General features: G+C 69.1%; 14 protein-coding genes and 2 tRNA genes. 8 read left to right on the top strand and 8 right to left on the bottom strand.

Annotation, left to right across the window (positions count from 1 at the left end; translation table 11 throughout):
• Window positions 1-1427, bottom strand: a 1427-nt coding sequence (gene ettA, locus ACT4N3_RS03115; RefSeq protein WP_444853745.1) for an energy-dependent translational throttle protein EttA, incomplete at its 3' end; no start/stop codon positions are given.
• A gap of 158 nt (window positions 1428-1585) precedes the next feature.
• On the opposite strand from ettA, the gene ACT4N3_RS03110 reads away from it, so the two are divergent.
• On the top strand, window positions 1586-2980 hold the full coding sequence (locus ACT4N3_RS03110) for a M20/M25/M40 family metallo-hydrolase (RefSeq protein WP_444853744.1): 1395 nt from the start codon (window positions 1586-1588) through the stop codon (window positions 2978-2980).
• Between the two features lie 3 nt (window positions 2981-2983).
• Here the strand turns inward: ACT4N3_RS03110 and ACT4N3_RS03105 are convergent.
• Window positions 2984-3060: transfer RNA gene (locus ACT4N3_RS03105), tRNA-Pro, on the bottom strand.
• A gap of 188 nt (window positions 3061-3248) precedes the next feature.
• On the opposite strand from ACT4N3_RS03105, the gene ACT4N3_RS03100 reads away from it, so the two are divergent.
• Window positions 3249-6947, top strand: coding sequence for an autotransporter domain-containing protein (locus ACT4N3_RS03100; RefSeq protein ID WP_444853743.1), 3699 nt, complete (start codon window positions 3249-3251; stop codon window positions 6945-6947).
• A gap of 61 nt (window positions 6948-7008) precedes the next feature.
• Here the strand turns inward: ACT4N3_RS03100 and ACT4N3_RS03095 are convergent.
• The 4 genes from ACT4N3_RS03095 to ACT4N3_RS03080 form a co-directional block, all read right to left on the bottom strand.
• Window positions 7009-7083: transfer RNA gene (locus ACT4N3_RS03095), tRNA-Ile, on the bottom strand.
• Between the two features lie 61 nt (window positions 7084-7144).
• Window positions 7145-8737: a histidine kinase dimerization/phospho-acceptor domain-containing protein gene (locus tag ACT4N3_RS03090; protein ID WP_444853742.1), complete on the bottom strand. Its 1593-nt coding sequence runs from the start codon at window positions 8735-8737 to the stop codon at window positions 7145-7147.
• A 134-nt stretch (window positions 8738-8871) separates the two neighbouring features.
• Window positions 8872-10212, bottom strand: coding sequence for a tetratricopeptide repeat protein (locus ACT4N3_RS03085; RefSeq protein ID WP_444853741.1), 1341 nt, complete (start codon window positions 10210-10212; stop codon window positions 8872-8874).
• A gap of 73 nt (window positions 10213-10285) precedes the next feature.
• Complete coding sequence (locus ACT4N3_RS03080; protein WP_444853740.1) at window positions 10286-11551, bottom strand: hypothetical protein; 1266 nt, start codon at window positions 11549-11551, stop codon at window positions 10286-10288.
• 254 nt (window positions 11552-11805) lie between these two features.
• Here ACT4N3_RS03080 and gyrA point away from each other — a divergent pair, with 254 nt between their 5' ends.
• The 4 genes from gyrA (at window position 11806) to ACT4N3_RS03060 (ending at window position 16333) form a co-directional block, all read left to right on the top strand.
• Complete coding sequence (gene gyrA / locus ACT4N3_RS03075) at window positions 11806-14559, top strand: DNA gyrase subunit A (protein ID WP_444853739.1); 2754 nt, start codon at window positions 11806-11808, stop codon at window positions 14557-14559.
• Between the two features lie 70 nt (window positions 14560-14629).
• Window positions 14630-15286 carry a transcriptional repressor LexA gene (gene lexA, locus ACT4N3_RS03070; RefSeq protein ID WP_444853738.1) on the top strand — a complete coding sequence of 219 codons (657 nt, stop codon included), beginning with the start codon at window positions 14630-14632 and terminating at the stop codon, window positions 15284-15286.
• A 4-nt stretch (window positions 15287-15290) separates the two neighbouring features.
• Window positions 15291-15629: a VOC family protein gene (locus ACT4N3_RS03065; protein WP_444853737.1), complete on the top strand. Its 339-nt coding sequence runs from the start codon at window positions 15291-15293 to the stop codon at window positions 15627-15629.
• A 140-nt stretch (window positions 15630-15769) separates the two neighbouring features.
• Window positions 15770-16333 (top strand): hypothetical protein, encoded by a 564-nt coding sequence (locus tag ACT4N3_RS03060; RefSeq protein WP_444853736.1) that lies wholly within the window; start codon window positions 15770-15772, stop codon window positions 16331-16333.
• On the opposite strand, the gene ACT4N3_RS03055 is transcribed toward ACT4N3_RS03060, so the two are convergent.
• On the bottom strand, window positions 16334-18478 hold the full coding sequence (locus ACT4N3_RS03055; RefSeq protein ID WP_444853735.1) for a ComEC/Rec2 family competence protein: 2145 nt from the start codon (window positions 18476-18478) through the stop codon (window positions 16334-16336). It abuts the gene before it with no gap.
• Here ACT4N3_RS03055 and gltX point away from each other — a divergent pair.
• Together gltX and ACT4N3_RS03045 are read left to right on the top strand one after the other, a co-directional pair.
• Window positions 18477-19907, top strand: a complete 1431-nt coding sequence (gene gltX, locus ACT4N3_RS03050) for a glutamate--tRNA ligase (RefSeq protein WP_444853734.1) — start codon at window positions 18477-18479, stop codon at window positions 19905-19907. The genes ACT4N3_RS03055 and gltX overlap by 2 nt on opposite strands.
• A gap of 4 nt (window positions 19908-19911) precedes the next feature.
• Window positions 19912-21195: a citrate synthase gene (locus ACT4N3_RS03045; protein ID WP_444853733.1), complete on the top strand. Its 1284-nt coding sequence runs from the start codon at window positions 19912-19914 to the stop codon at window positions 21193-21195.
• A 72-nt stretch (window positions 21196-21267) separates the two neighbouring features.
• Here the strand turns inward: ACT4N3_RS03045 and ACT4N3_RS03040 are convergent, their stop codons facing one another.
• On the bottom strand, window positions 21268-21507 hold the full coding sequence (locus tag ACT4N3_RS03040) for a hypothetical protein (RefSeq protein WP_444853732.1): 240 nt from the start codon (window positions 21505-21507) through the stop codon (window positions 21268-21270).
• Window positions 21508-21690: the final 183 nt, after the last annotated feature.

Genomic DNA, 21690 nt, shown 5'->3' with positions numbered 1-21690 from the left:
TCGTTGGTCGGCTCGTCGAGCAGCAGGACGTTGCCGCCCTCCTTCAGCATCTTGGCGAGGTGGACGCGGTTGCGCTCGCCGCCGGAGAGCTGGCCGACCTTCTTCTGCTGGTCCGGCCCCTTGAAGTTGAAGGCGCCGACATAGGCACGGGTGCCGAGCTCGTGCTTGCCGAAGCGGAACACGTCGGCGCCGCCCGAAACCTCTTCCCACACATTCTTGTCGGCGCTGAGATGGTCGCGCGACTGGTCGACATAGCCCAAATGGACGGTCGGCCCGATCTTGACCTCGCCCTCGTCCGGCTGCTCCTGGCCGGTGATCAATTTGAAGAGCGTCGTCTTGCCGGCGCCGTTCGGGCCGATGACGCCGACGATGCCGCCCGGCGGCAGGCTGAACGACAATTCGTCGAACAAGAGCTTGTCGCCATAAGCCTTTGAAACGCCTTTGACGTCGATCACATTGCCGCCCAGCCGTTCGGGCACCTGGATCATGATCTGCGCCTTGCCCGGGGTGCGGTTCTCCTGCGCCTGGACCAGCTCGTCGAAGGCGCGGATGCGGGCCTTGGACTTGGCCTGCCGCGCCTTGGGTGAGCGGCGGATCCATTCCAGCTCGTCGTTGATCGCCTTCTGCTTGCCCTGTTCCTCGCGCTCTTCCTGCTCCAGTCTCTTGGCTTTCTTCTCCAGGTAGCCGGAATAATTGGATTCATAGACGTAGTAGCGGCCGCGATCGAGCTCCAGCACCCAGTTCACGACATTGTCGAGGAAGTAGCGGTCGTGGGTGACGAGGATGACGTTGCCCGGATAGTCGACGAGATGCTTTTCCAGCCATTGCACGCTCTCGGCGTCGAGATGGTTGGTCGGCTCGTCGAGCAGCAGGATGTCGGGCTTCTCCAGCAGCAGCCGGGTCAGCGCCACCCGCCTCTTCTCGCCGCCCGAAAGATGCTCGACGCTGGCGTCGCCCGGCGGGCAGCGCAGCGCGTCCATCGCGATCTCGAGCTGGTTGTCCAGCGTCCAGCCGTCGACCGCGTCGATCTTCTCCTGAAGCTCGCCCATCTCGGTGCCGAGCGCGTCGAAATCGGCCCCGTCCTCGCTCATCTCGGCGACGATCGCGTTGTAGCGGTCGACGAGGTCGGCGACCGGCCGGACGCCGTCGCGGACGTTCCCCATCACCGTCTTGGTCGGATCGAGCTGCGGCTCCTGCTCCAGATAACCGACCCGGATATTCTCGCCCGGCCAGGCCTCGCCGGCGAACTCGGTGTCGCGCCCGGCCATGATCCTCATCAAGGTCGACTTGCCCGATCCGTTCGGGCCGACGATGCCGATCTTGGCGTCGGAATAGAATTGCAGGCTGATATCGTTGAGCACCGGCTTGGGGACGCCCGGGAAGGTCTTGGTCATGTGCTGCATGACGTAGCTGAATTGACGAGCCATCGCGGCGCGGTCTCCGAATATGGGGTGCTGGCGGGATTTGGCGCTCCCCTAGTGCGGGCGAGCTGAAACGTCCATGCCGCGCGCGATAAGCGCAGCTTATGACGATGAGATAATATTACGGGTTTCGTCACTAGCGCGCTTTGGCTAGGCGGCGATCCATGAAAAAGCCGCTGCTGCTCATCGCGTTCGCCGCGTTCGCCCTCTCGCCCGCCTCAGCCTTCCAGACCTCCCAGCCCGATCCCGCCGCGCTGCGCGACGCGGCGCTGGCCAGCGACACCGTCGCCTGGGACCTGCTCGAAGGGCTCACCACCGAGGTCGGCCAGCGCATGGCGGGGACCGAGGCCGAGGCGCGGGCGCGCGACTGGGCGGTGCGGCGGCTGACCGCTTTGGGCTTCGCCAACGTCCATATCGAAGCCTTCGACATGCCGGTCTGGGTGCGCGGCGAGGAACGGGCCGAGATCGTCGCCCCCTTCCCCCAGAATCTCGTCGTTACCGCGCTCGGCAACAGCGGCGCGACGCCGGTGCGCGGGATCGAGGCGGAGGTCGTCTATTTCGAGACGGTCGCGGCGCTGGAAGCGGCGCCGGATTCGGCGGTGCGCGGCCGGATCGTCTTCATCACCCATGCGATGCAGGCGAACCAGGACGGCTCCGGCTACGGCCCGTTCGGCGCGCCGCGCCGCCGGGGCCCAAGCGTCGCCAGCCGCAAGGGCGCGGCCGCGATCGTCATCCGCTCGATCGGCACCGATTATCACCGCAACCCCCACACCGGCGTGCAGACGTTCGACGAGGGCGTCCGGCCGATCCCCGCCGGCGCGCTGTCGATCCCCGACGCCGAGCAGCTGCAGCGCATCCTGCGGCGCGGCCAGCCGGTGCGGATGCGCCTCGTCCTGACGCCGCGCAACATCGGCCGCCGTCAGTCCGGCAATGTCGTCGCCGAGGTGCCGGGCACCGATCCCTCCGCGGGCGTCATCGTCATCGGCGGTCATCTCGATAGCTGGGACCTCGGCACGGGCGCGATCGACAATGCCGCCGGCGTCGCGATCACCACCGCCGCGGCGCACCGGATCATGCAGGCGGGCCGTCCCCGCCGGACGATCCGCGTCGTCCTGTTCGGCGCCGAGGAGGTCGGCGTGTTCGGCGGCAACGCCTATTTCGCCGCCCATCGCAATGACGGCAATGTCGTGCTGGTCGGGGAGTCCGATTTCGGCGCCGACCGGGTGTGGCGGATGACGACCAATCTCGCGCCGGCCAATACCGCGCTGGGGGACCGGATCAACGCCCTGCTCGCGCCCTTGGGCATCGTCCGCGGCCGCGACCGCGCCAATGCCGGCGCCGATCTCGGCGCCTGGGCCAATGCCGGCATCGCCGCGATCGACCTCAATCAGGACGGCACCCGCTATTTCGACTATCACCACACGCCCGACGACACGCTCGACAAGGTCGATCCGGCGCAGCTGAGGCAGAATGTCGCCGCCTGGACGGCGGTGCTGGCGGCGACCGCCAATGCGCCGGAGCGGATCGAGCCGGCAGGGGTAGCGGCCGCACGGCAATAAGGCTGGTCGGGGAGACAGGATTCGAACCTGCGACCCTCTGCTCCCAAAGCAGATGCGCTACCAGGCTGCGCTACTCCCCGTCCGGCGGCGCTCTATCGGGCTAGCCGCGCAGCAGCAAGGCGTTCCGAAGCCATGTTACCGGCGTGCAACACCGCGCAAACAATCAAAATTCCGTCGTTAACCACGCCGCCTTTGCTTGCCTGCGACGCGACGTTGCGCCAAGACACGGCCATAAGCCTGAATCACAACCAGTCCTTTTGGGGGGATTATGACCGTCACTTCTGCCGCTCGCCGCGCGTTTTATCTCGCTTCGGCCGCGACCTCGCTCGCACTCGCCATCACCCCGGCGCACGCCCAGCGCTCCGATCTGTCGATCAACAACGTCCGGGATTCGGCGAGCTCGGCCTCGGCGCTGTCGATCGGCGACGTCCGGGATTCGGCCCAGACCGGCGCGGCCCTGTCGATCGCCGACGCGCGCGATATGCCGCTGGCGCCGCCAATATCGATCATGAATGTGACCGAGAATCCGAACGTCACGATAAACAATAACTTCACCCCAAATGACATTCGCGATCCCGTCAATGTCACAGGCATCGGGCAGATTGTCACCGACGCCGGCGGCGGCTTCGTCGGCCTCTGCACCGGCTCGCTGATCAATCCGCGCACCGTGATCTTCGCGGCGCACTGTGTGAACCAACGCGCGGCGACCGCCTACGGCGCCAATTCGGGCGGCGTCGGCGTCGGCGTCGGGTTCGAGACCAACACCCGCGCCAATGCGCCGGGCCAGCCGGACGAGCTGGTCAACTGGCTCACCGGCGGCAGCACCGGCCCGGGCCGGTTCCAGTCCAACCGGGCGCAGCAATTCTACAACGGCAACCAGGTCCTCTATAATCCGGCCTCGCTCGCCCCGGCCTCATGCACCGTCCCGACGTCCTGCTTCCTCGAGGCGGACATCGCGATGCTCTCGCTCGACACGCCGACCCGCGGCGTCCCGCAATGGGTGCTGCTCTTCTCGCCGCTGACGTCGCCGGCGGCGATCAATCCGGCGAACGGCACCGGCTATCATGTCGGCATCGCGGGCTACGGTAACACCGGCAACGGCACGACCGGCTCGGCCGCCAGCGGCGGCTTCCGCCGCCGCGTCGCCGAGAACATGCTCGGCGCGCTGACCTCGATCAATCGCCGGAACCTCTTCCTGTTCGGTTCGACCGGCACGACGTCGCGGCCTCAGCTGCTCTACTGGACCGACTTCGACGATCCCGCGCGCGGCACCGCGACCGCCGATCCGGAGGATTTCAACGGCTATCGCGACAACGCGCTGACCCGCGAGGGCCTGACCGGCCCCGGCGATTCGGGCGGCCCGCTGATCATCGACCAAGCCTTCTCGCGCCCTGTGGTGATCGGTGTCCTTTCCGGCGGCTCGACCTTCTTCGGCGGCCAGCCGGGCGGTAGCTACGGCGCGCAAAGCTTCTACCAGCCGCTCTTCCTCTATTGGGAGTGGATCGTCGCCAACAATCCCTACCGGTACGTGACGGCCAATGCCGGCAACCGCAACTGGGAGGATGCGGCGACCTGGGTGACGACGCTCGACCCGGCCTACCAGATCCTGACCGGTGGCCAGCTCGTCAACGGGATCCCGACCGAGCTCGGCGGCGCCCTTGTCGCGCAGACGCCGCAATTCGGCGAAGTCTGCTTCCAGACCCCGCTCAACACGCCGGCCCCGCCGGCCTTCAACGAGTGCGAAAACCTGGCAACCGGCGCGGCGCGCAATAACGTGCCGAACACGCCGACGGGCACGGGAGATGCTTCCGCGCCGCTGACGGTCCAGATAGTGGAGGGCGCTCAGCCGGCCGACGCCGAAGTCGAGCAGGCCGCGGCCAGCTCGTCGGGCACGACGACGCTCAGCGCCGGCGGGCGGTTGTCGCTGGCCGACGCCAGCGATGTCGCCATCTCTGGCGCCGCTTCAGGCCTGATCGACGGCGCGATCGAGTCGCCTGAGGCGGCCCCCGGCTACCGCGACGGCGCGCTTCCCGCCCCGTCGATCGCCAACGGGCTGCCCGGCGCGACCAATTTCGTGCCGAACAATGTTGACCCCGTCCGGACAACCGGCGCGCTCGGGCGTTATTATGACGTGACGCTCCGCAACGCGGGCACGATCACCCTGTCCTCGGCGGTGACCATCGATCGCTTCGCGATCGCGGCCGCCACGGCTGGCCTGACGATCAACAATGGCGCCTCGCTCACGAGCCTGATCGACATCACCCAGACCGCCGGCACCATGAACGTGAACGGCACGCTGGCGAGCGGTGGCGATTATGCGCTGATCGGCGGCCTGCTCTCCGGCAGCGGCACGGTCCGCACGCCGTTCCTGACCAGCGTCCTCGGCACGATCGCGCCGGGCACGGTTGGCACGATCGGTACGCTCACCGTCTCGGGCAACGTCATCCTGTCTTCGGGCACGCAGACGGCGATCGATCTCGGCGCCAATGGCGTGTCCGATTTGCTGCGGACCACGGCCAACGGCACGTCGACCGGATCGATCGATCTCGGCGGCGCGCTGGTGCTCAACCCGGTGGCGCGGGCCACGTTCGGCTCCACCTATACGATCGTCAACGCGGCGGGCGGGCGCACCAACACGTTCGCCAGCGCCAACGCCCTCTCCGCCATCCTGCGGCCGACCGTCACCTACACGGCGAACACCGTCCTCGTGCAGATCACGGCGGTGCCGTATCTTTCCGTCGTCAACCCGAACTCGCCGGTGCAGGTTGCCTATGCCAGGCTGCTCGACGGAAACCGCGCCAATTATACCTTGCTGGCCGATCTTTTCGGCGAGCTCGACGTGCTGTCGCAGGCGCAGATCCAGACGGTGCTCGAAACCGCCGCGCCGCGGACCGAGGCGACCCAGGGATCCCTGGCGCGGATGTCGACCGACACGATGGGCCGCTTCTATCGCGACCGCATCTCGTTCCTCGCCAGCGGTGAGTCGGGCGGCACGCTGACGATGATCGGCAATCCGATCCAGCTTGCGTCCAACGCGATCAACAATATGGGCGACAATGCGGGCGGCATGCAGACGATGAACGACGCCGGGTCCAGCAATCTGGTCCAGGCGCATGGCGTGCTCCCTGATCATGTCAGCGCCTTCCTCGCGGGCGGCTTTCTCGACGGCAGGGCCGATGCGCTGCCCAGCCTGATCGCCGGCCGCGACGAGCTTAATGGCTATTATATCGCCGGCGGCCTGGAGCTCGACCTCAACGAAGACACCCGGATCGGCGTCGCCATCCACTATGTCGACACCGAGGGCCTGTCGCCTGGAAACCAGTCCACCGACGGATCGCTCGTCGAGGGCAATTTCTACTCGATGAGCAACCTCGGCGGCGGCCTCATCGGCACGACCCAGCTGAGCGTCGGTGAATTCTCGGTCGAGAGCCGCCGCCCGGTCGTCGTCGGTGGCACGACGTTCGACCTGCGTGGCCGCAATGACGGGCTCGCGGCATCGGGCGAGATCGGTCTGGGGTACCAGATGCCGGTGGGCAGCCTGACCCTCACGCCGAACGTCGCCGGCCGCTACACGCTGGTCGACTTCGGCGACAATCGGGAGACTGGCGGCGGCCTCGCCCTGGTGATCGACAGCCAGCGCTACGAAAGCCTTCAGGGGCGCATCGGCGTCGATCTCGGCGGCACGATCGAGGGCTCAGTGTCGATCAGCCCGCGGCTCACGGCTAACTGGATCCACGAGTTCATGGATCAGCCGACTTTGGTCCGCGCCGGCTTCGCGGCGACCGGCTTCGGCGCGGCGGCGCAGAACTTCATCCTGCCCAATGCGGACCGCAACTGGGGCGAGATCGGCGGCGGGCTGCGGCTCAACACCGGCCGGGTGAGCATCGACCTTTCCGCCGACACCACGATCGCCCGGGGCGACCTCAATTACCGCACCTATCGGGCGGGCGTCACGCTCCGCTTCTGATCGGACCGGCCAGGAGAAAGGGCGCCGGGGTCGAACCTCGGCGCCCTTTTCTTTTTGGAGCTGGTGGGCCCGGCAGGATTCGAACCTACAACCAAGCCGTTATGAGCGGCCGGCTCTACCGTTGAGCTACAGGCCCCACCTCGCGCCTGCCGCGGATAGCGGACCCGGCGCGGCGGCGCCAGCCGGCGGAGCGGCTCTCACGCCGCCGGCGCGGCCGGCAACCGAAGCTGGATACGCTCGGCCCCGATGACGAGCTCGCCGCCCGCCGCCTCGGCAAGGTTGCGCACCAGCCGGAGCGCGAAGCCGAGGCCGAGCGCCGGCGCGGCCGGCCAGTCGCCCGCCGGGCTGAAGGCCGGATCGAGCAGCGCCTGCGCGTCGAGCCCTTCCACCGCCTGCGGCCGGTCGATCGCGAAGTCGAGCATCTCGCGGTCGGCGCGCAGCGCGGCGGCGATCTCCTCTCCCTCGCGCGCGAGTCCGATGGTCGCCGCGAGCATTCTGGCGAGCAATCGCTCCGTCACGTCCGGCGCCACCGCCGCCTCGGGAAGATCGGGCGCGACCGTCAGGTCGAACCGCGCGCCGCGCTGGCGCGCCGCATTGTCGTAGGATTGCCGGAGACGTTCGAGCAGCGCCGCCGCGTCGCTGCGGCCGGCGGTCTCGGCAAGGCGCCGGGTTTCGATCCGCGCCGCGGTGTCGAGATCGTCGACCGTGCCCAGCAGCCGGCTCGCATGGTCCATGATGTCGGCCGCGCGGTGGCGATAGCGATCCGCGGCCGGGCCCATATACTGGCCCTCGATCAGCTCGGCGAAGCCCATGATCGCGTTCAATGGCGTGCGCAGCTCATGAATCAGCTGGCGAAGCGAATCGGGCGGCAAAGCCGGCCCGAACGTGGCCGAAGGCATCTCGGCCGTGCCGCCGCGCCGCGCCGCGCCGCGATAGCCGAGAAAGGCGCCCCTTGCGGCGTCGAAGAAAGGCACGCCCGACGCGCGCCAGTCGCCCGCCGCTTCGCCTTGCCCGGCGACACGCAGCTGCGCGTCGCGAAACGGCGTACGCCGCTCGAAAGCGCGCGAAGCCTCGTCATCGACGCCGGGTCGCGCGGCGTCCGCCGGCGCGGCGATGCTGAGCCCGATCAAGGGCCCGCGCGGTGCGCCGTCCACCCAGCGGATCACCCCCTCGGTCCCCGCCTCCCAGCGAAAGGCGGCGGCGGGTGCCGCATAGCTGGCTGCCTCGGGTTCCGGCGCCGGCTCGCGGCGTTGGCGCTGATAGGCCTCGATCCGCTCGACCAGCTCGAGAATGGGCGAGCCGGCCTCGCCGCGCGGAGAGTCGGCAGGCTGCGGCCCGGGATCGGCCAGCTGCTGCCCGAGCACGAGATCGGAGGGACCGAACGCCGCCAGCGCGCGGCGGACATCGCGCGGCAGGTCCCGCCTGTGGCGCAGCAGCGCCCGCGCCGTTGGTCCAAGCCGCGGCAATATGCCAAGCCAGTCGTCCGCGCCGAGCCGCACCGAGCGCAGCAATGGCGCCGCGATCTCGGCGCGGTCCTCGGCGAAGAACGCCACCAGGTCCGGATCGATCGCCAGGCCCGCCAGCGAGGCGGCCGCGGCGGCGCGAACACGCGGCTCCACCATCGCGCGCTCGTCGCGCAGGAATGCGAAAGCCTCCGCGCGCGCCGCGTCCGGCGCGCCGGGCTGGCGCTGGGCGAGCAGGTCGACGAGTTGCCGCCACTGCGCCTCGCGCGCCTCCGGCCGTTCGGCCGAGGCGGCGAGCACCGTGGCGATCATGTCGTTGAAGCGCATCCCGATCCCGGCCCATGGCGCGCCACAGGGCGGCGCGACTACGCCGAAGGCGTAACCGCAAAGGCCGTGGCCGAGGAAGCCCCGCCCCGGCGGCCGTCACAAAGTGGGACGAACCGCCGGCGGGGTTTTCGATCCTATTGTGTGGGCCGCGCCGGCTGCGTCGGTTGAGCCGGCGCCGGCTGCGCGGCGGGCTGCGTGCCCCGCTCCATCCAGACCAGCCAATAGCCGGCCAGCGCCGCACGCGGCCCGGTCACCGCCCGGAACGCAGCCTGTGCCTCGGCAGTCCGGCCTGCACGCGCCAGCGACGCGCCGAGGCGGGTATTGAGCAGGTTCGCGTCCTCGCCGCCCTTCTGCAGCGACGCGCGGTAAAGCTCCGCCGCGGCGGCATATTCGCCGTAGCCGTAATGGGTGTCGCCCGCGATCCGCGCCTCGCGTCCGGTCGCGGCGGCGAGCGCCCGCGTCCGCATCGCCCCGAGCTGTGGCCGGTCCTCGCGAATCCGCGCCTCCGCGGTGGTCATCATCTGGCGCACGGTCGAATCGCTGGCGTTGACCGTTCCGCGCGCAACCCCCTGGTCGAGCACTGCCTTGGCCTCGCCCCATTGGCCCGCACGATCCAGCCGCGACGCGAAATCGACATAGTCGCCGGCACGCGGCAAGGCGCCGGCCACCAGCATCAGCCGCCGGACGTCGAGCCCCAGCTGAAGATCCTCGCCGGCGCCCTGCCGAAGCGCGACGAGCACCGCCTGCCAGCTCGCCGCGTTCGGATAGGCACGCAGCAGGCGGTCGTTCAGCTGTGCCGCAAGCTGCGTGTTGCGCTGGTCGGTCGCGAGGGCTGCGGTGCGGCGCAGCTGCTGTTCGGTCGGCTGCTGGCCGGCGGGCTCGAGCGCCTGGAGCAGCCGCTGATAGAGGGCCAGCGCCGCACCATTATTGTTGAGCGCGATCTTGACCTCGGCGAGCTGGAACAGCCGCTCCGTATTGTTCGGCTGAAGCTCCAGAACCTGCGTCAGCATGCGTTCGGCTGTCGGCCAGTCGCTCGCCTGGATCGCGATGCTCGCGCGCGCACCCAGCAAGGTCGGCATGGCGGTCGCCGGGGCGCCACCGCTGGCCAGCATCGCGTCCACGCCCTGGAGTTGCATCTCGCGATTCTGGGTGCCTTGCCCGAGTTGCAGCTGCAGCCGGCCGACCTCGAACCGCGCCGGGGGCGTTGTGGCGCCCGCCTGGGCGGCGGGGAGCGCGGCCGCGGCGCCGGCCCAATTCTGTGTCCGCACCGCCTCGCTGAGCGGCCGGATCGCGGCGGTCTCCTCGCGCGATAGGCGGATCGGCGCCGCCTGCTGCTGCTGGGCCGGTTGCCGCTGTTGCTGCACCTCCGGCGGCTGCTGGGCCGGCTGGGATTGCTGCTGATAACCACCCTGCGCCAGGGCCGGCATGGCGGCGGCGGCGAGCAGGCCGGACAAAGCGGGACGATAGGTCTTCATCGGGATCTCCTGTTGGCGCAACCGGCGCCGGTTATACCTCATTCGAAATCTGACGGCTCGCGCCCGACCGGCGTCAACCAGGCCGTCGCGCAATCCATGCCAGCCAATAGCTTGCCAGACCCGTGCGCGGCCCGGTCACCGCGCGCAAGACCGTCTCGGCCTCGACACGCTGCCCGCCCAGCGCCAGCGCCGCGCCGAGCCGGGTGTTCACCAGCGCCGGATCCACAGCACCACGCTGAAGCGCCGAGCGATAGAGCTCGGCCGCGGGCAGATACTGGCCGTTGCCGAAATGCGCGTCGCCGGCGGCGACCATCGCCGCGGCGTCGCCGGCAAGCGCGCGCGCGCGCGATGCCGCGAGGCCGGCGCGCTCCTGCGCGGCACGGGCGGTGACGGCGGTAAATTGCTGGCGCACGATCGCCTCGTTGGCATCGAGCGCGCCGCGGCTCACGCCCTCGTCGAGCACCGCCTTGGCCTCGCCGGGCGACGTCCGGCTCAGCGCCTGGGCGAATTCCAGATAGTCCCGCTCGCCGGCCAGCGCTTCGGCGGCGCGGGCAAGGCGGCGAATGTCGAGATCGAGCGCCGGATCGGCGGGTGGGGCTATAGCGGTCCCGGCCGGCCGCGGCGGCTCGCCGACGCGCAGCGCAAGCAAGGCGTCGCGCCAGTTGGCCGGGTTCGGATAATTGACCACGAGCTCGCGGCCGAGCGTCGCGCTCTGCGCCGCCAGCCGCCCGTCGACGGCGATCGCCAGCGCCCGCTGGTGCCAGCTCTCCGGCGCCGGCTGGCCGAGCGCCCGCTGCGCGGCGAGCGCGCGCTGGAACAGCGCAACCGCCGCCGGCCGGTCGCCGAGCCGTGCTTTGAACTGGCCATGATCGGCGAGCACCGCCGGATTGTTCGGCTGGGCCTCGACCATCCGGGCCAGAATGGCGTCGGCGCGCCGAAGGTCGTTGGCGGAATAAGCGCGGCTCGCCTGGCTGGCGAGCAGCGCCGCCAGCTCGGCGCCCTGCGGCAGGTTGGTCGCCAGCATCTCGTCCGCGGCCGTGTTCATCCCCCGGACGTCGCCCCGCGCGCGTGCGATCTGGTAGGCGAGGCTGGCGACGGCATAGCGAGCGTCGACCCCGCGCGTCGCGCTGCGGGCGGCCGCCAGCGCGCTGTCCTGCGCCGCCCGGTCGGGCCCGGCGGCGGCGGCGCGGAGCGCGGTCACCGCGGCGCGCTCCTCGCGGCTGAGCGTGAGCGGCCGTGACGCCGGTGCGGCGGGCTGCGCCTGGCCGGCGGCGAGCGGAATCGCGACAAGGGCGCAGGCGGAAAGGATCGCGGCCAGAACGGCCCTGACATGACGCATCAATTCGCCTTCCTTGCCCTCGAACGGGGCGGCTTCTACCGCCATCGCCCGCGCGTTGCTAGGGGGCCGGCCATGAACCGCCCTTGAACCCGGACGGGCTGGAAAAGCCGCGAAAAACAACCATATGACACGAGCCTCGCGCGCACGTGCGCGCATGCGCGCGCGAGGGGTGGCGCGGCCTGCCGGCATCGGCTAGGCCGGGCCCGACCAGGCCGCCGTCCGGCGCGGCCGATCTCGTAACCCAGGACAGAACTTTGGCCACCGAACCGCCGATCACCATCGATTCCAGCGACATCTCCCCCATCTCGATCGTCGACGAGATGAAGACCTCCTACCTCGATTACGCGATGAGCGTGATCGTGGCGCGGGCGCTGCCCGATGTCCGCGACGGGCTGAAGCCGGTCCATCGCCGCATCCTCTACGCCTGTCAGGAGGGCGGCTTCGTCGCCGGCCGTCCCTACCGCAAATGCGCCAAGATCGTCGGCGACGTGATGGGCAATTATCACCCGCATGGCGACAGCGCGATCTACGACGCGCTCGCCCGCATGACCCAGGATTGGTCGCTGCGGGTGCCGCTGATCGACGGCCAGGGCAATTTCGGCTCGATGGACCCCGATCCGCCCGCCTCGATGCGCTACACCGAGGCGCGGCTGGCCAAGGTCGCGATGACCCTGCTCGACGACCTCGACAAGGATACGGTCGATTTCACGCCGAATTACGACGCGTCCCGGGAAGAGCCGCAAGTCATGCCGGCGCGCTTCCCGAACCTGCTCGTCAACGGCGCCGGCGGCATCGCGGTCGGCATGGCGACCAACATCCCGCCGCACAATCTCGGCGAGGTGATCGCCGCCTGCAAAGCCTATATGGACGATCCCTCCATCACCGTCGAAGGACTGATGGAGCATATCCCCGCCCCCGATTTCCCGACCGGGCCTTTGATCCTGGGGCAAGCCGGCGCCCGCGCCGCCTATCAGACCGGGCGCGGCTCGATCATCATGCGGGCCCGCCACATCATAGAGGAAGGGCGCGGCGAGCGGCGGTCGATCGTGCTCACCGCCATTCCCTTTCAGATCGGCAAGAATGGCCTGGTCGAGAAGATCGCCGAAGCGGCCAAGGAGAAGCGGATCGAGGGCGTTTCCGACATTCGCGACGAATCCAACCGCGAGGGTGTCCGCGTCGTCATCGACCTGAAGCGCGATGCGACGCCCGACGTGGTGCTGAACCAGCTCTGGCGGCACACGCCGGCCCAGTCCTCCTTCCCGGCCAACATGCTCGCGATCCGCGGCGGCCGGCCGGAGACGCTGACCCTGCGCGACATCATCGAGGCCTTCGTCAGGTTCCGGGAAGAGGTGATCACCCGCCGCGCCAAGTTCGAGCTCGCCAAGGCGCGCGAGCGGGCGCATTTGTTGCTCGGCCTCGTCATCGCGGTCACCAATCTGGATGAAGTGGTGCGGATCATTCGCGGTTCCGCCTCGCCCGCCGAAGCGCGCGCCGCCCTGATCGCCCGCGCCTGGCCGATCGCCGAGATCGCCGCCTACATCCGCCTCGTCGAAGCGATCGAGACCGAGGTCGATGGCGACGCCTATCGCCTCTCGGACGCCCAGGTCCGCGCCATCCTCGACCTGCGCCTGCACCGCCTGACCGCCCTCGGCCGCGACGAGATCGGCGGCGAATTGCGCGAGCTCGCCACCTCGATCACGGGCCTGCTCGAAATCCTCGGGGACCGGGTGAAGCTCTACGCGGTGATGCGCGAGGAGCTGGACGCCGTCGCCGCCGCCTTCGCGACGCCGCGCCGCACCGAGATCGCACCCGCCTGGGACGGAATCGAGGACGAGGCGCTGATCGAGCGCGAGGACATGGTCGTGACCGTGACGCTCGGCGGCTACATCAAGCGCACCCCGCTCGAAGCGTTCCGCGCCCAGCGCCGCGGCGGCAAGGGCCGCGCCGGCATGGCAACCAAGGACGAGGACGCGGTCACCGAATTGTTCGTGACCTCGACCCACAATCCGGTCCTGTTCTTCTCGACCCACGGCAAGGTCTATCGGCTCAAGGTCTGGCGCCTGCCGGAGGGTCAGGCCAATACCCGCGGCCGGCCGATGGTGAACCTGCTGCCGCTCGCCGAGGGCGAGACGATCTCGACCGTCCTGCCGTTGCCGGAGGACGAAGCGGAATGGGGCAAGCTCCATGTCGTCTTCGCCACCGCCAAGGGCAGCGTGCGCCGCAATTCGATGGACGCCTTCACCAATGTGCCGTCCAACGGCAAGTTCGCAATGCGCTTCGATGAGGATTCGGACGATCGCCTCATCGGCGTGGCGTTGCTGACCGAGGGCGATGACGTGCTGCTTGCCACCCGTCAGGGCAAGGCGATCCGCTTCGCCGCCGACGACGTGCGCGAATTCCAGAGCCGCACCTCGACAGGCGTGCGCGGCATGACGCTGAAGAAGGCCGACGAGGTCATCTCGCTGTCCATCCTCCACCGGGTCGGCACGAGCCAGGAGGAGCGTGAGGAATATCTGAAATATGCGCCGTGGAAGGGCGAGAAGGACGGCAGTCCGGCACTGGAGCCGGAACGCTATCGCGAGCTCATGGAGCAGGAGCAGTTCATCCTGACCGTCTGCGCCAACGGCTACGGCAAATTGTCCTCGGCTTACGAATACCGCCGGACGGGTCGCGGCGGCCAGGGAATCGTGAATATCGACAATATCGAGCGAAACGGCCCGGTTGTCGCCAGCTTCCCGGCCGGCGAGGGACACGAGCTGATGCTCGTCACCGACCAGGCCAAGATGATCCGCATCCCGATCGAACTGCGCGATCCCAAAGTGAAGCTTGAGGAAGGCAAGCGCGATACGCGTCTCAGGGTGATCGGCCGCGGCTCGGCCGGCGTCAGGCTGTTCGACGTGGCCGACGAGGAGCACGTCGTCTCGGCCGCGAGGATCGAGGAGAGCGGCGAGGAAGACGGCGACGAGACGGCGGATGGAACCATGGATGGTGACGAGGCGGAGGCCTGACCCCAACCGCTTGACAGCGCCCCTAACGTTCCATACACGTTCCGCCAATGTTCCCGGCGGAGGACTCGCCATGCTGACGCGCAAGCAACAGGAGCTGCTGCTCTACATCGACGCCAAGCTCAAGGAAGGCGGCGTCTCGCCCTCGTTCGAGGAGATGAAGGAGGCGCTCGACCTCAAGTCGAAGAGCGGCGTCCACCGTCTGATCTCGGCGCTGGAGGAGCGCGGCTTCATCCGCCGCCTGCCCAATCGCGCCCGCGCGCTCGAAGTGCTGAAGGTGCCCGAGGTGCGCGCGCCCGTCGCGGCGAACATCAACACCCCCGCCGCCGCGCCGCCCCGCGCCGCCAACGACGTCATGGATATCCCGCTGCACGGCCGGATTGCCGCCGGCACGCCGATCGAGGCGCTGCAGGGCACCGACACCCTCCCCGTCCCCGCCGCCTTGCTCGGCCCCGGCGAGCATTATGCGCTGGAGGTCGCCGGCGATTCGATGGTCGACGAAGGCATCCTGGACGGCGACTATGCGCTGATCCGCAAGCAGGAGACGGCGCGCGACGGCGAGATCGTCGTCGCTTTGATCAACGAGGAGGAAGCGACGCTGAAGACCTTCCGCCGCGAAGGCCAGATGATCCGCCTCGATCCCGCCAACCGCCTCTACGACCCGCAACGCTACCGCCCCGACCAGGTCCAGATCCAGGGCAGGCTCGCCGGGCTGCTGCGGCGCTATTGAGCCGATGCCGTCCCGCCTCAATTATGTCGAGTTGCCGGTCGGAGACATCGGCGCGGCCCGGCAATTCTACGAGAAGGCGTTTGGCTGGTCACTGACCGGCTTCGGCCCGACCTATGCGGCAACGATGAGCGGTGACACCGATATTGGGCTGCAGGGAGACAAAGCGGAGGCGACCAAGGCGCCGCTGGCGGTCATCGAGGTCGATGATCTCGAGGCGGCGCTCGATGCCATATGGGGCACCGGCGGCACAATCGTGCGGTCGATCTTCGCTTTCCCCGGCGGCCGCCGCTTCCACTTCCTCGATCCCGCCGGCAACGAGCTGGCCTGCGTCAAATCGGACTGAGTCTTGCGCTCTTGCTGGCGGGCGGCGGGACTGAATCGCGGCGATATCGCATTTCGACGGTCCTCGGATGTTGCTTGTCGAACTAAACTGGTTTCCGATGCCGAGGCATGCACAGCGATGTGCTGAAGGAGTCACCGATAATGTTTGCACGCTCCGCTGCGGCGTTTGCCGGGCTTTTGCTCATTACGACCGCCGCCGTCGCGCAGCCGGGTTCGGCCGCGCGCGACGGGAGCCGCGATTTCGACTGGGAGATCGGGACCTGGGCCACCGCGTTGCGTTATCTTGCAAACCCGTTGAATCCGGAGCCCGATCGCTGGGTCGACTATCAGGGCAGCAGTATCGTCCGCGCCGCGATGGACGGCCAGGCCAATCTGGTTGAGCTGGACGTGACGGGCGCCGCCGGCCGGATCCGGGGCCTTTCGCTCCGGCTCTACAATCCGCAGACGCGGCAATGGAGCCTCAACTTCGCCAGCATGCGGAGCGGCCAGCTCACCGCGCCGGTCTATGGCGGCTTCGACGCGGCCGGGCGGGGGCTGTTCTACGGCCAGGACAATGTCGACGGCCGCGTCGTGCTGGTCCGCTTCGTCGTCACGCCGGAGGGGCGCGATCGGATCCGCTTCGTGCAATCCTTCTCGCCCGACGCCGGCGCGACTTGGGAAGACAATTGGATCGCGGTCGACACGCGAACGCCGTCGCCGCGATAATCAGTCGCCGGGCGGCGGCCGTGTCGACCACGGATGGTCGCCCGCCTCCCCCATCACCGTCGTGACGCGCGGGCGCTGGCCGAAGGTGATCGACAGGCCGCCGGTGCGGGCCAGCAAATCGCGATCGGCGCGCAGCCAGCGGGGATTGCAGCCGCGCGGCAGGCGCCGGTCCGAGATTACGATGTCCGCCCAGGCGCAGGCGCGGACCATTTCGGGCCAGGCGACGATATGCCGCGTGCGGGTGGCGAGGATACGCCACCGCCTTCCGTCCCGGTCGACATAGGCCGCGCACAGATCCTCGCTGCACGAGACGCCCGGCAGTTCGTCGAACTCGACATAATCCGCTTCGGCCGCGGCGAGCTCGGCGAGCGTGTCGCGGACATAGTCGCCGGCCCGCCAGCGCAGAATGGCGAGCCGACCGTCCGGCCCACGTAAGGCGACGTGGCGGCCGTCGCCGGTGACGATGAGGTCGGGCAGCGGCGTCGCGAGCGCCCAGATCGCCCCGACCGCGACGGAAACCAGCCCAAGCCGCCGCCAGCGCGTCCGCCACAGGCAGAGCCATAATCCGCCCGCCACCATCAAAGCGAAAGCCCCGCGCGGGATCGCCGGCAGCATCGCCACGGCGCCGGGCGCGTTGGCGGTCGAATGGGCAATCCAGAGCAGCAGCGACAGCGCCTGCCCCGTCACCCACCAGAAGGGCGCGCCCAACCCGATCAGGTCGAACAGCAAAGCCAGCGCCTCGAGCGGCATGATGACGAAGGTCGTGAGCGGGATCGCGACCACGTTCGCGCCCGCGCCGTAGAGGCCGGCGCGGTGGAAATGGAACAGGGCGATCGGGGTCAGCGCGATCTCGACCGCGACGCCGGTCAGCACCAGCCCGAGCAGGAAGCGCCCGACCCGCGCGAAACCGCCTTCGTCGCGCCGCGACAGCAACGCCTTCACCCGCGGATGCTCGTGCAACGCGACGATGGCGACGATCGCGGCGAAGCTCAGCTGGAAGCTCGGCCCGATCGCCGATTCCGGCCAGAGCAGCAGCACGATCAACGCGCCCACCGCGACCAGCCGCAGCGTGATCGCCTCGCGCCCGAGCGCGATTCCGGCGAGCACCAGCAAGGCCGCGATGCACGAGCGGACCGTCGGCACCTCCGCGCCGGTGAGCAAGGTATAAGCGATGCCCGCCAACGCCCCCGCCCCGGCGGCGATCAGGATCAGGCGGAAGCGCAGCGCGAGCGCCGGGCTGAGCGCGAGCAGCTTCAGCGTGAGCAGCATCACCGCGCCGACCACCGCGGTCAGATGCAACCCGCTCACCGACAGCAAATGCGCCAGACCCGAGCGCCGCATCGCCTCGGCGTCCGCTTCGGGAATGCCGAACTGGTCGCCGGTGGCCAGCGCCGCCGCGATACCGCCCTCCGCCTCCGCCAGTTGCGCCCGGATATGCGCGCCGAGCCGCGTCCGCCAGCCGGCGATCGTTGCCCGCCATCCCTGCTCCGATGCCGGTGCCAGCACATCGATCCGCCCCACCCTTCCCGTCCCGCCGAGCCGCTGGAACCAGGCCGTGCGGCTGAAGTCATAGCCGCCCGGCGCGGCCGGCGGCGCCGGCGGCATCAGGAACACCTGGAACCGCACCCGCGCGCCCGGCGCGAGGCCCTCGGGCGCCAGCACCTCGTCGATATTGACCCTGACCCGGGCCGGCTGGCCCTCCCCCTCCGGCGCGACGACGATCCGGGTGAGCCGCTCCGCCGCCCGCGGCTGGACGCTCTCCACGACGCCGGTGATGTCCACCGCCTGCGCCCGCTCGGCGCGCGGCGCGGCGGCGCGCTCGGCGGTCCACCAGATCAAAGCGCAGCCGAAGGCCGCCACCAGCCCGAACCAGGCGAGCGCCGGCTCCCAGCGGCTGGCCCGCGCCGTCGCCAGCGCGCCCAGCGCCAGCGCCGCCACGCCCGCGATGAATCCGATCCAGCCCGTCCGGTCCGGCAGCCAGAACCAGGCCGCGATCCCGCCGAGCAGCCCGACCGGCAGCCAGAGCGGAAACTGGTCCCGCTCCGCTTCGGCGAGCGCCTCCAGCCGCGCGCCCAGGCCGCCGAACCAGCGGCCTTCGCGCAGCCGGTCCGCCATGCTACGGGCGCTCGCGTCACGGGTCGCCATGGCCCCTGTTGTGGAGACTCGGCGCTTGAGCGCAACCCCATCCGAACCTGGCCAGGTCGTCACCCGTTTCGCGCCGTCGCCGACCGGTTTCCTCCATATCGGCGGCGCCCGCACCGCCTTGTTCAACTGGCTCTTCGCCCGCCATCATGGCGGCAGGTTCCTGCTCCGCATCGAGGACACCGACCGCGCCCGCTCCACGCAGCCGGCGATCGACGCGATCCTCGACGGGATGCGCTGGCTTGGCCTCGACTGGGACGGGCACGAATATTACCAGTCGCAATTCGAGGCACGCCACGCCGAGATCGCGCATGAACTGCTGGCGAAGGGCCATGCCTATCGCTGCTGGCTCAGCCAGGACGAACTGGCCGCCCAGCGCGAGACGGCGCGCGCCGAAAAGCGCCCGTTCCGCATCGAAAGCCCGTGGCGGGACCGCGGCGATGGCCCCGATGCGCCGGCGGTCATCCGCCTCAAGGCCCCGCGCGAGGGCGAGGTCACGATCCCGGATCGGGTGCAGGGCCCGGTGACGGTCAGCAACGCCGAGCTGGACGATTTCGTCCTGCTGCGCTCGGACGGCACGCCGACCTACATGCTCGCCGTCGTCGTCGACGATCACGACATGGGCGTCACCCACATCATCCGCGGCGACGATCATCTCAACAACGCCTTCCGCCAGCTGGCGATCATCCACGCCATGCGCTGGTCGGAGCCCATCTACGCCCACGTCCCGCTCATCCACGGCGCGGACGGCGCGAAGCTCTCCAAGCGGCACGGCGCGCTCGGTGTCGAGTCCTATCGCGACGAGCTCGGCATCCTGCCGGAGGCGCTGTCCAACTATCTGCTCCGGCTCGGCTGGGGCCATGGCGACGACGAGATCATCAGCCGCGAGGACGCCACGCGCTGGTTCGATCTCGCCCATGTCGGCCGCTCGCCCTCGCGCTTCGACACCAGGAAGCTCGAGCATCTCAACGGCCATTATCTGCGCGCCGCCGATCCGGCCGCGCTCGCCGCCTTGGTCGCCGCGAAAATCCCCGGCGCCGACGAGGCGAAGCTCGCCGCGGCGATGCCGTTCCTCACCCCGCGCGCGAAGGATCTGAACGAGCTTGCCGAGAGCGCCACCTTCCTCTTCGCCGCCCGCCCGCTCGCGATGGACGAGAAGGCCGCCGCGCTGCTAGAAGGCGCGGCGCGGGACCTGCTCGGCCTCGTCCACGACCGTCTGTCGGCCCTCCCCGACTGGTCGGCCGAGGCGACGGAGCAGGCGGTGCGGGAGGTTGCCGAGGCCGAAGGCGCGAAGCTGGGCCAGCTGGCGCAGCCCTTGCGGGCGGCGCTGACCGGCCGGGCGACGTCGCCGGGTATTTTCGACGTGCTGGCGCTGCTCGGGCGGGACGAAAGCCTCGCCCGGATCGGAGACCAGCTCACCAGAAAGGACTAGGGGCATGGCGGACAAGGCAACGATCGGGATCGGCGACAAGGCTTATGAAGGCGACGTCCTGCACGGCTCGGTCGGCCCGGACGTTATCGACATCCGCAAGCTCTACGCCCAGACCGGCGCCTTCACCTATGATCCGGGCTTCACCTCCACCGCGTCCTGCGGCTCGGCGATCACCTATATCGACGGCGACGCCGGCATCCTCCTCCATCGCGGCTATCCGATCGACCAGCTCGCCGAGCAATCGACCTTCATGGAGGTCTGCTATTTGCTGCTGAACGGCGAGCTGCCGAAGGCGGACGAGCTGGCGGACTTCACCCACACGATCACCCGCCACACGATGCTGCACGAGCAGCTCGCGACCTTCTATCGCGGCTTCCGGCGCGATGCGCACCCGATGGCGATCATGTGCGGCGTGGTCGGCGCGCTCTCCGCTTTCTATCATGACTCGACCGACATCACCGATCCGCGCCAGCGGATGATCGCCAGCCACCGGCTGATCGCCAAGATGCCGACCATCGCCGCGATGGCCTACAAATACAGCATCGGCCAGCCGTTCATCTCGCCCCAGAACAGCCTGACCTACACCGGCAATTTCCTGCGCATGACCTTCGCCGTCCCGGCCGAGCCCTACGAGGTCAATCCGGTGATCGAGAATGCGATGCGGCGGATTTTCATCCTCCACGCCGATCATGAGCAGAACGCCTCGACCTCCACCGTCCGCCTGGCCGGTTCGTCGGGCGCCAACCCCTTCGCCTGCATCGCGGCCGGCATCGCCTGCCTCTGGGGCCCGGCTCATGGCGGCGCCAACGAGGCGGCGCTGGAGATGCTGCGCGAGATCGGCCGGCCGGAGCGGATCCCCGAATATATCGCCCGCGCCAAGGACAAGGAGGATCCCTTCCGGCTGATGGGCTTCGGCCACCGCGTCTACAAGAATTTCGATCCGCGCGCGAAGGTGATGCAGAAGACCGCGCAGGAGGTGCTGAAGGAGCTCGGCATCTCCGATCCGGTCCTCGACACCGCCCAGGAGCTCGAGCAGATCGCGCTCAAGGACGATTATTTCATCGAGAAGAAGCTCTACCCCAACGTCGATTTCTATTCCGGCGTGATCCTGAACGCGATCGGCTTCCCGACCGAGATGTTCACCGCCCTCTTCGCCCTCGCCCGCACCGTCGGCTGGGTCGCCCAGTGGAACGAGATGATCTCGGACCCCGAGCAGAAGATCGGCAGGCCGCGGCAGCTTTATACCGGGGCGGTGCAGCGGGATTATGTGCCCGTCGCGCAGCGCTGAACCCGTCCTCCCCCCTCGATGGGGAGGGCTGGGGTGGGGTGAACGGTCGAGACCCGATGTTTCCTTCTCGCGCTAGCGACAGCGATCAAGCGCCGGCTGCACCTGATTGGCTTCCAGAGCGCCATTTTTCAGGACACCTTCGATGCACGCCATTTCCTGCGTCAGCGGCTCCACGGGCTCGGCAGCGACGTTTTGGGCCGGCGCCCTCGGCGGTGCTGTTTGCATCCAGATGGCGACCGCCGCAGCCATGGCGAGGATTGCCGTGACGGCAAGGGACGCAATCAGGACAAGGCCCCGACGACTCATGCGCATCTCACCCCTTGAGCGGCTCAGCCTCTTGCTGGCCGCGGTTCGTGCTGGCGACCCTTTTGAGGACGATGCCAAAGTCCAGGTCCATCGCTGCCCGCCCGATCATAGCGAAGAAGTCGCTTAACCCCGCACGCGTCCGACCCCATTGTGGAGTCGGTTTCGGAAGCGGGCCATCTCGTCGTCCAC

The sequence above is a fragment of the Sphingosinicella sp. genome (assembly GCF_052388015.1).
GTDB lineage: Bacteria > Pseudomonadota > Alphaproteobacteria > Sphingomonadales > Sphingomonadaceae > Allosphingosinicella.
Note: the sequence above shows the minus strand (reverse complement) of the source record. Positions and strands in the feature narration are given on the sequence as shown.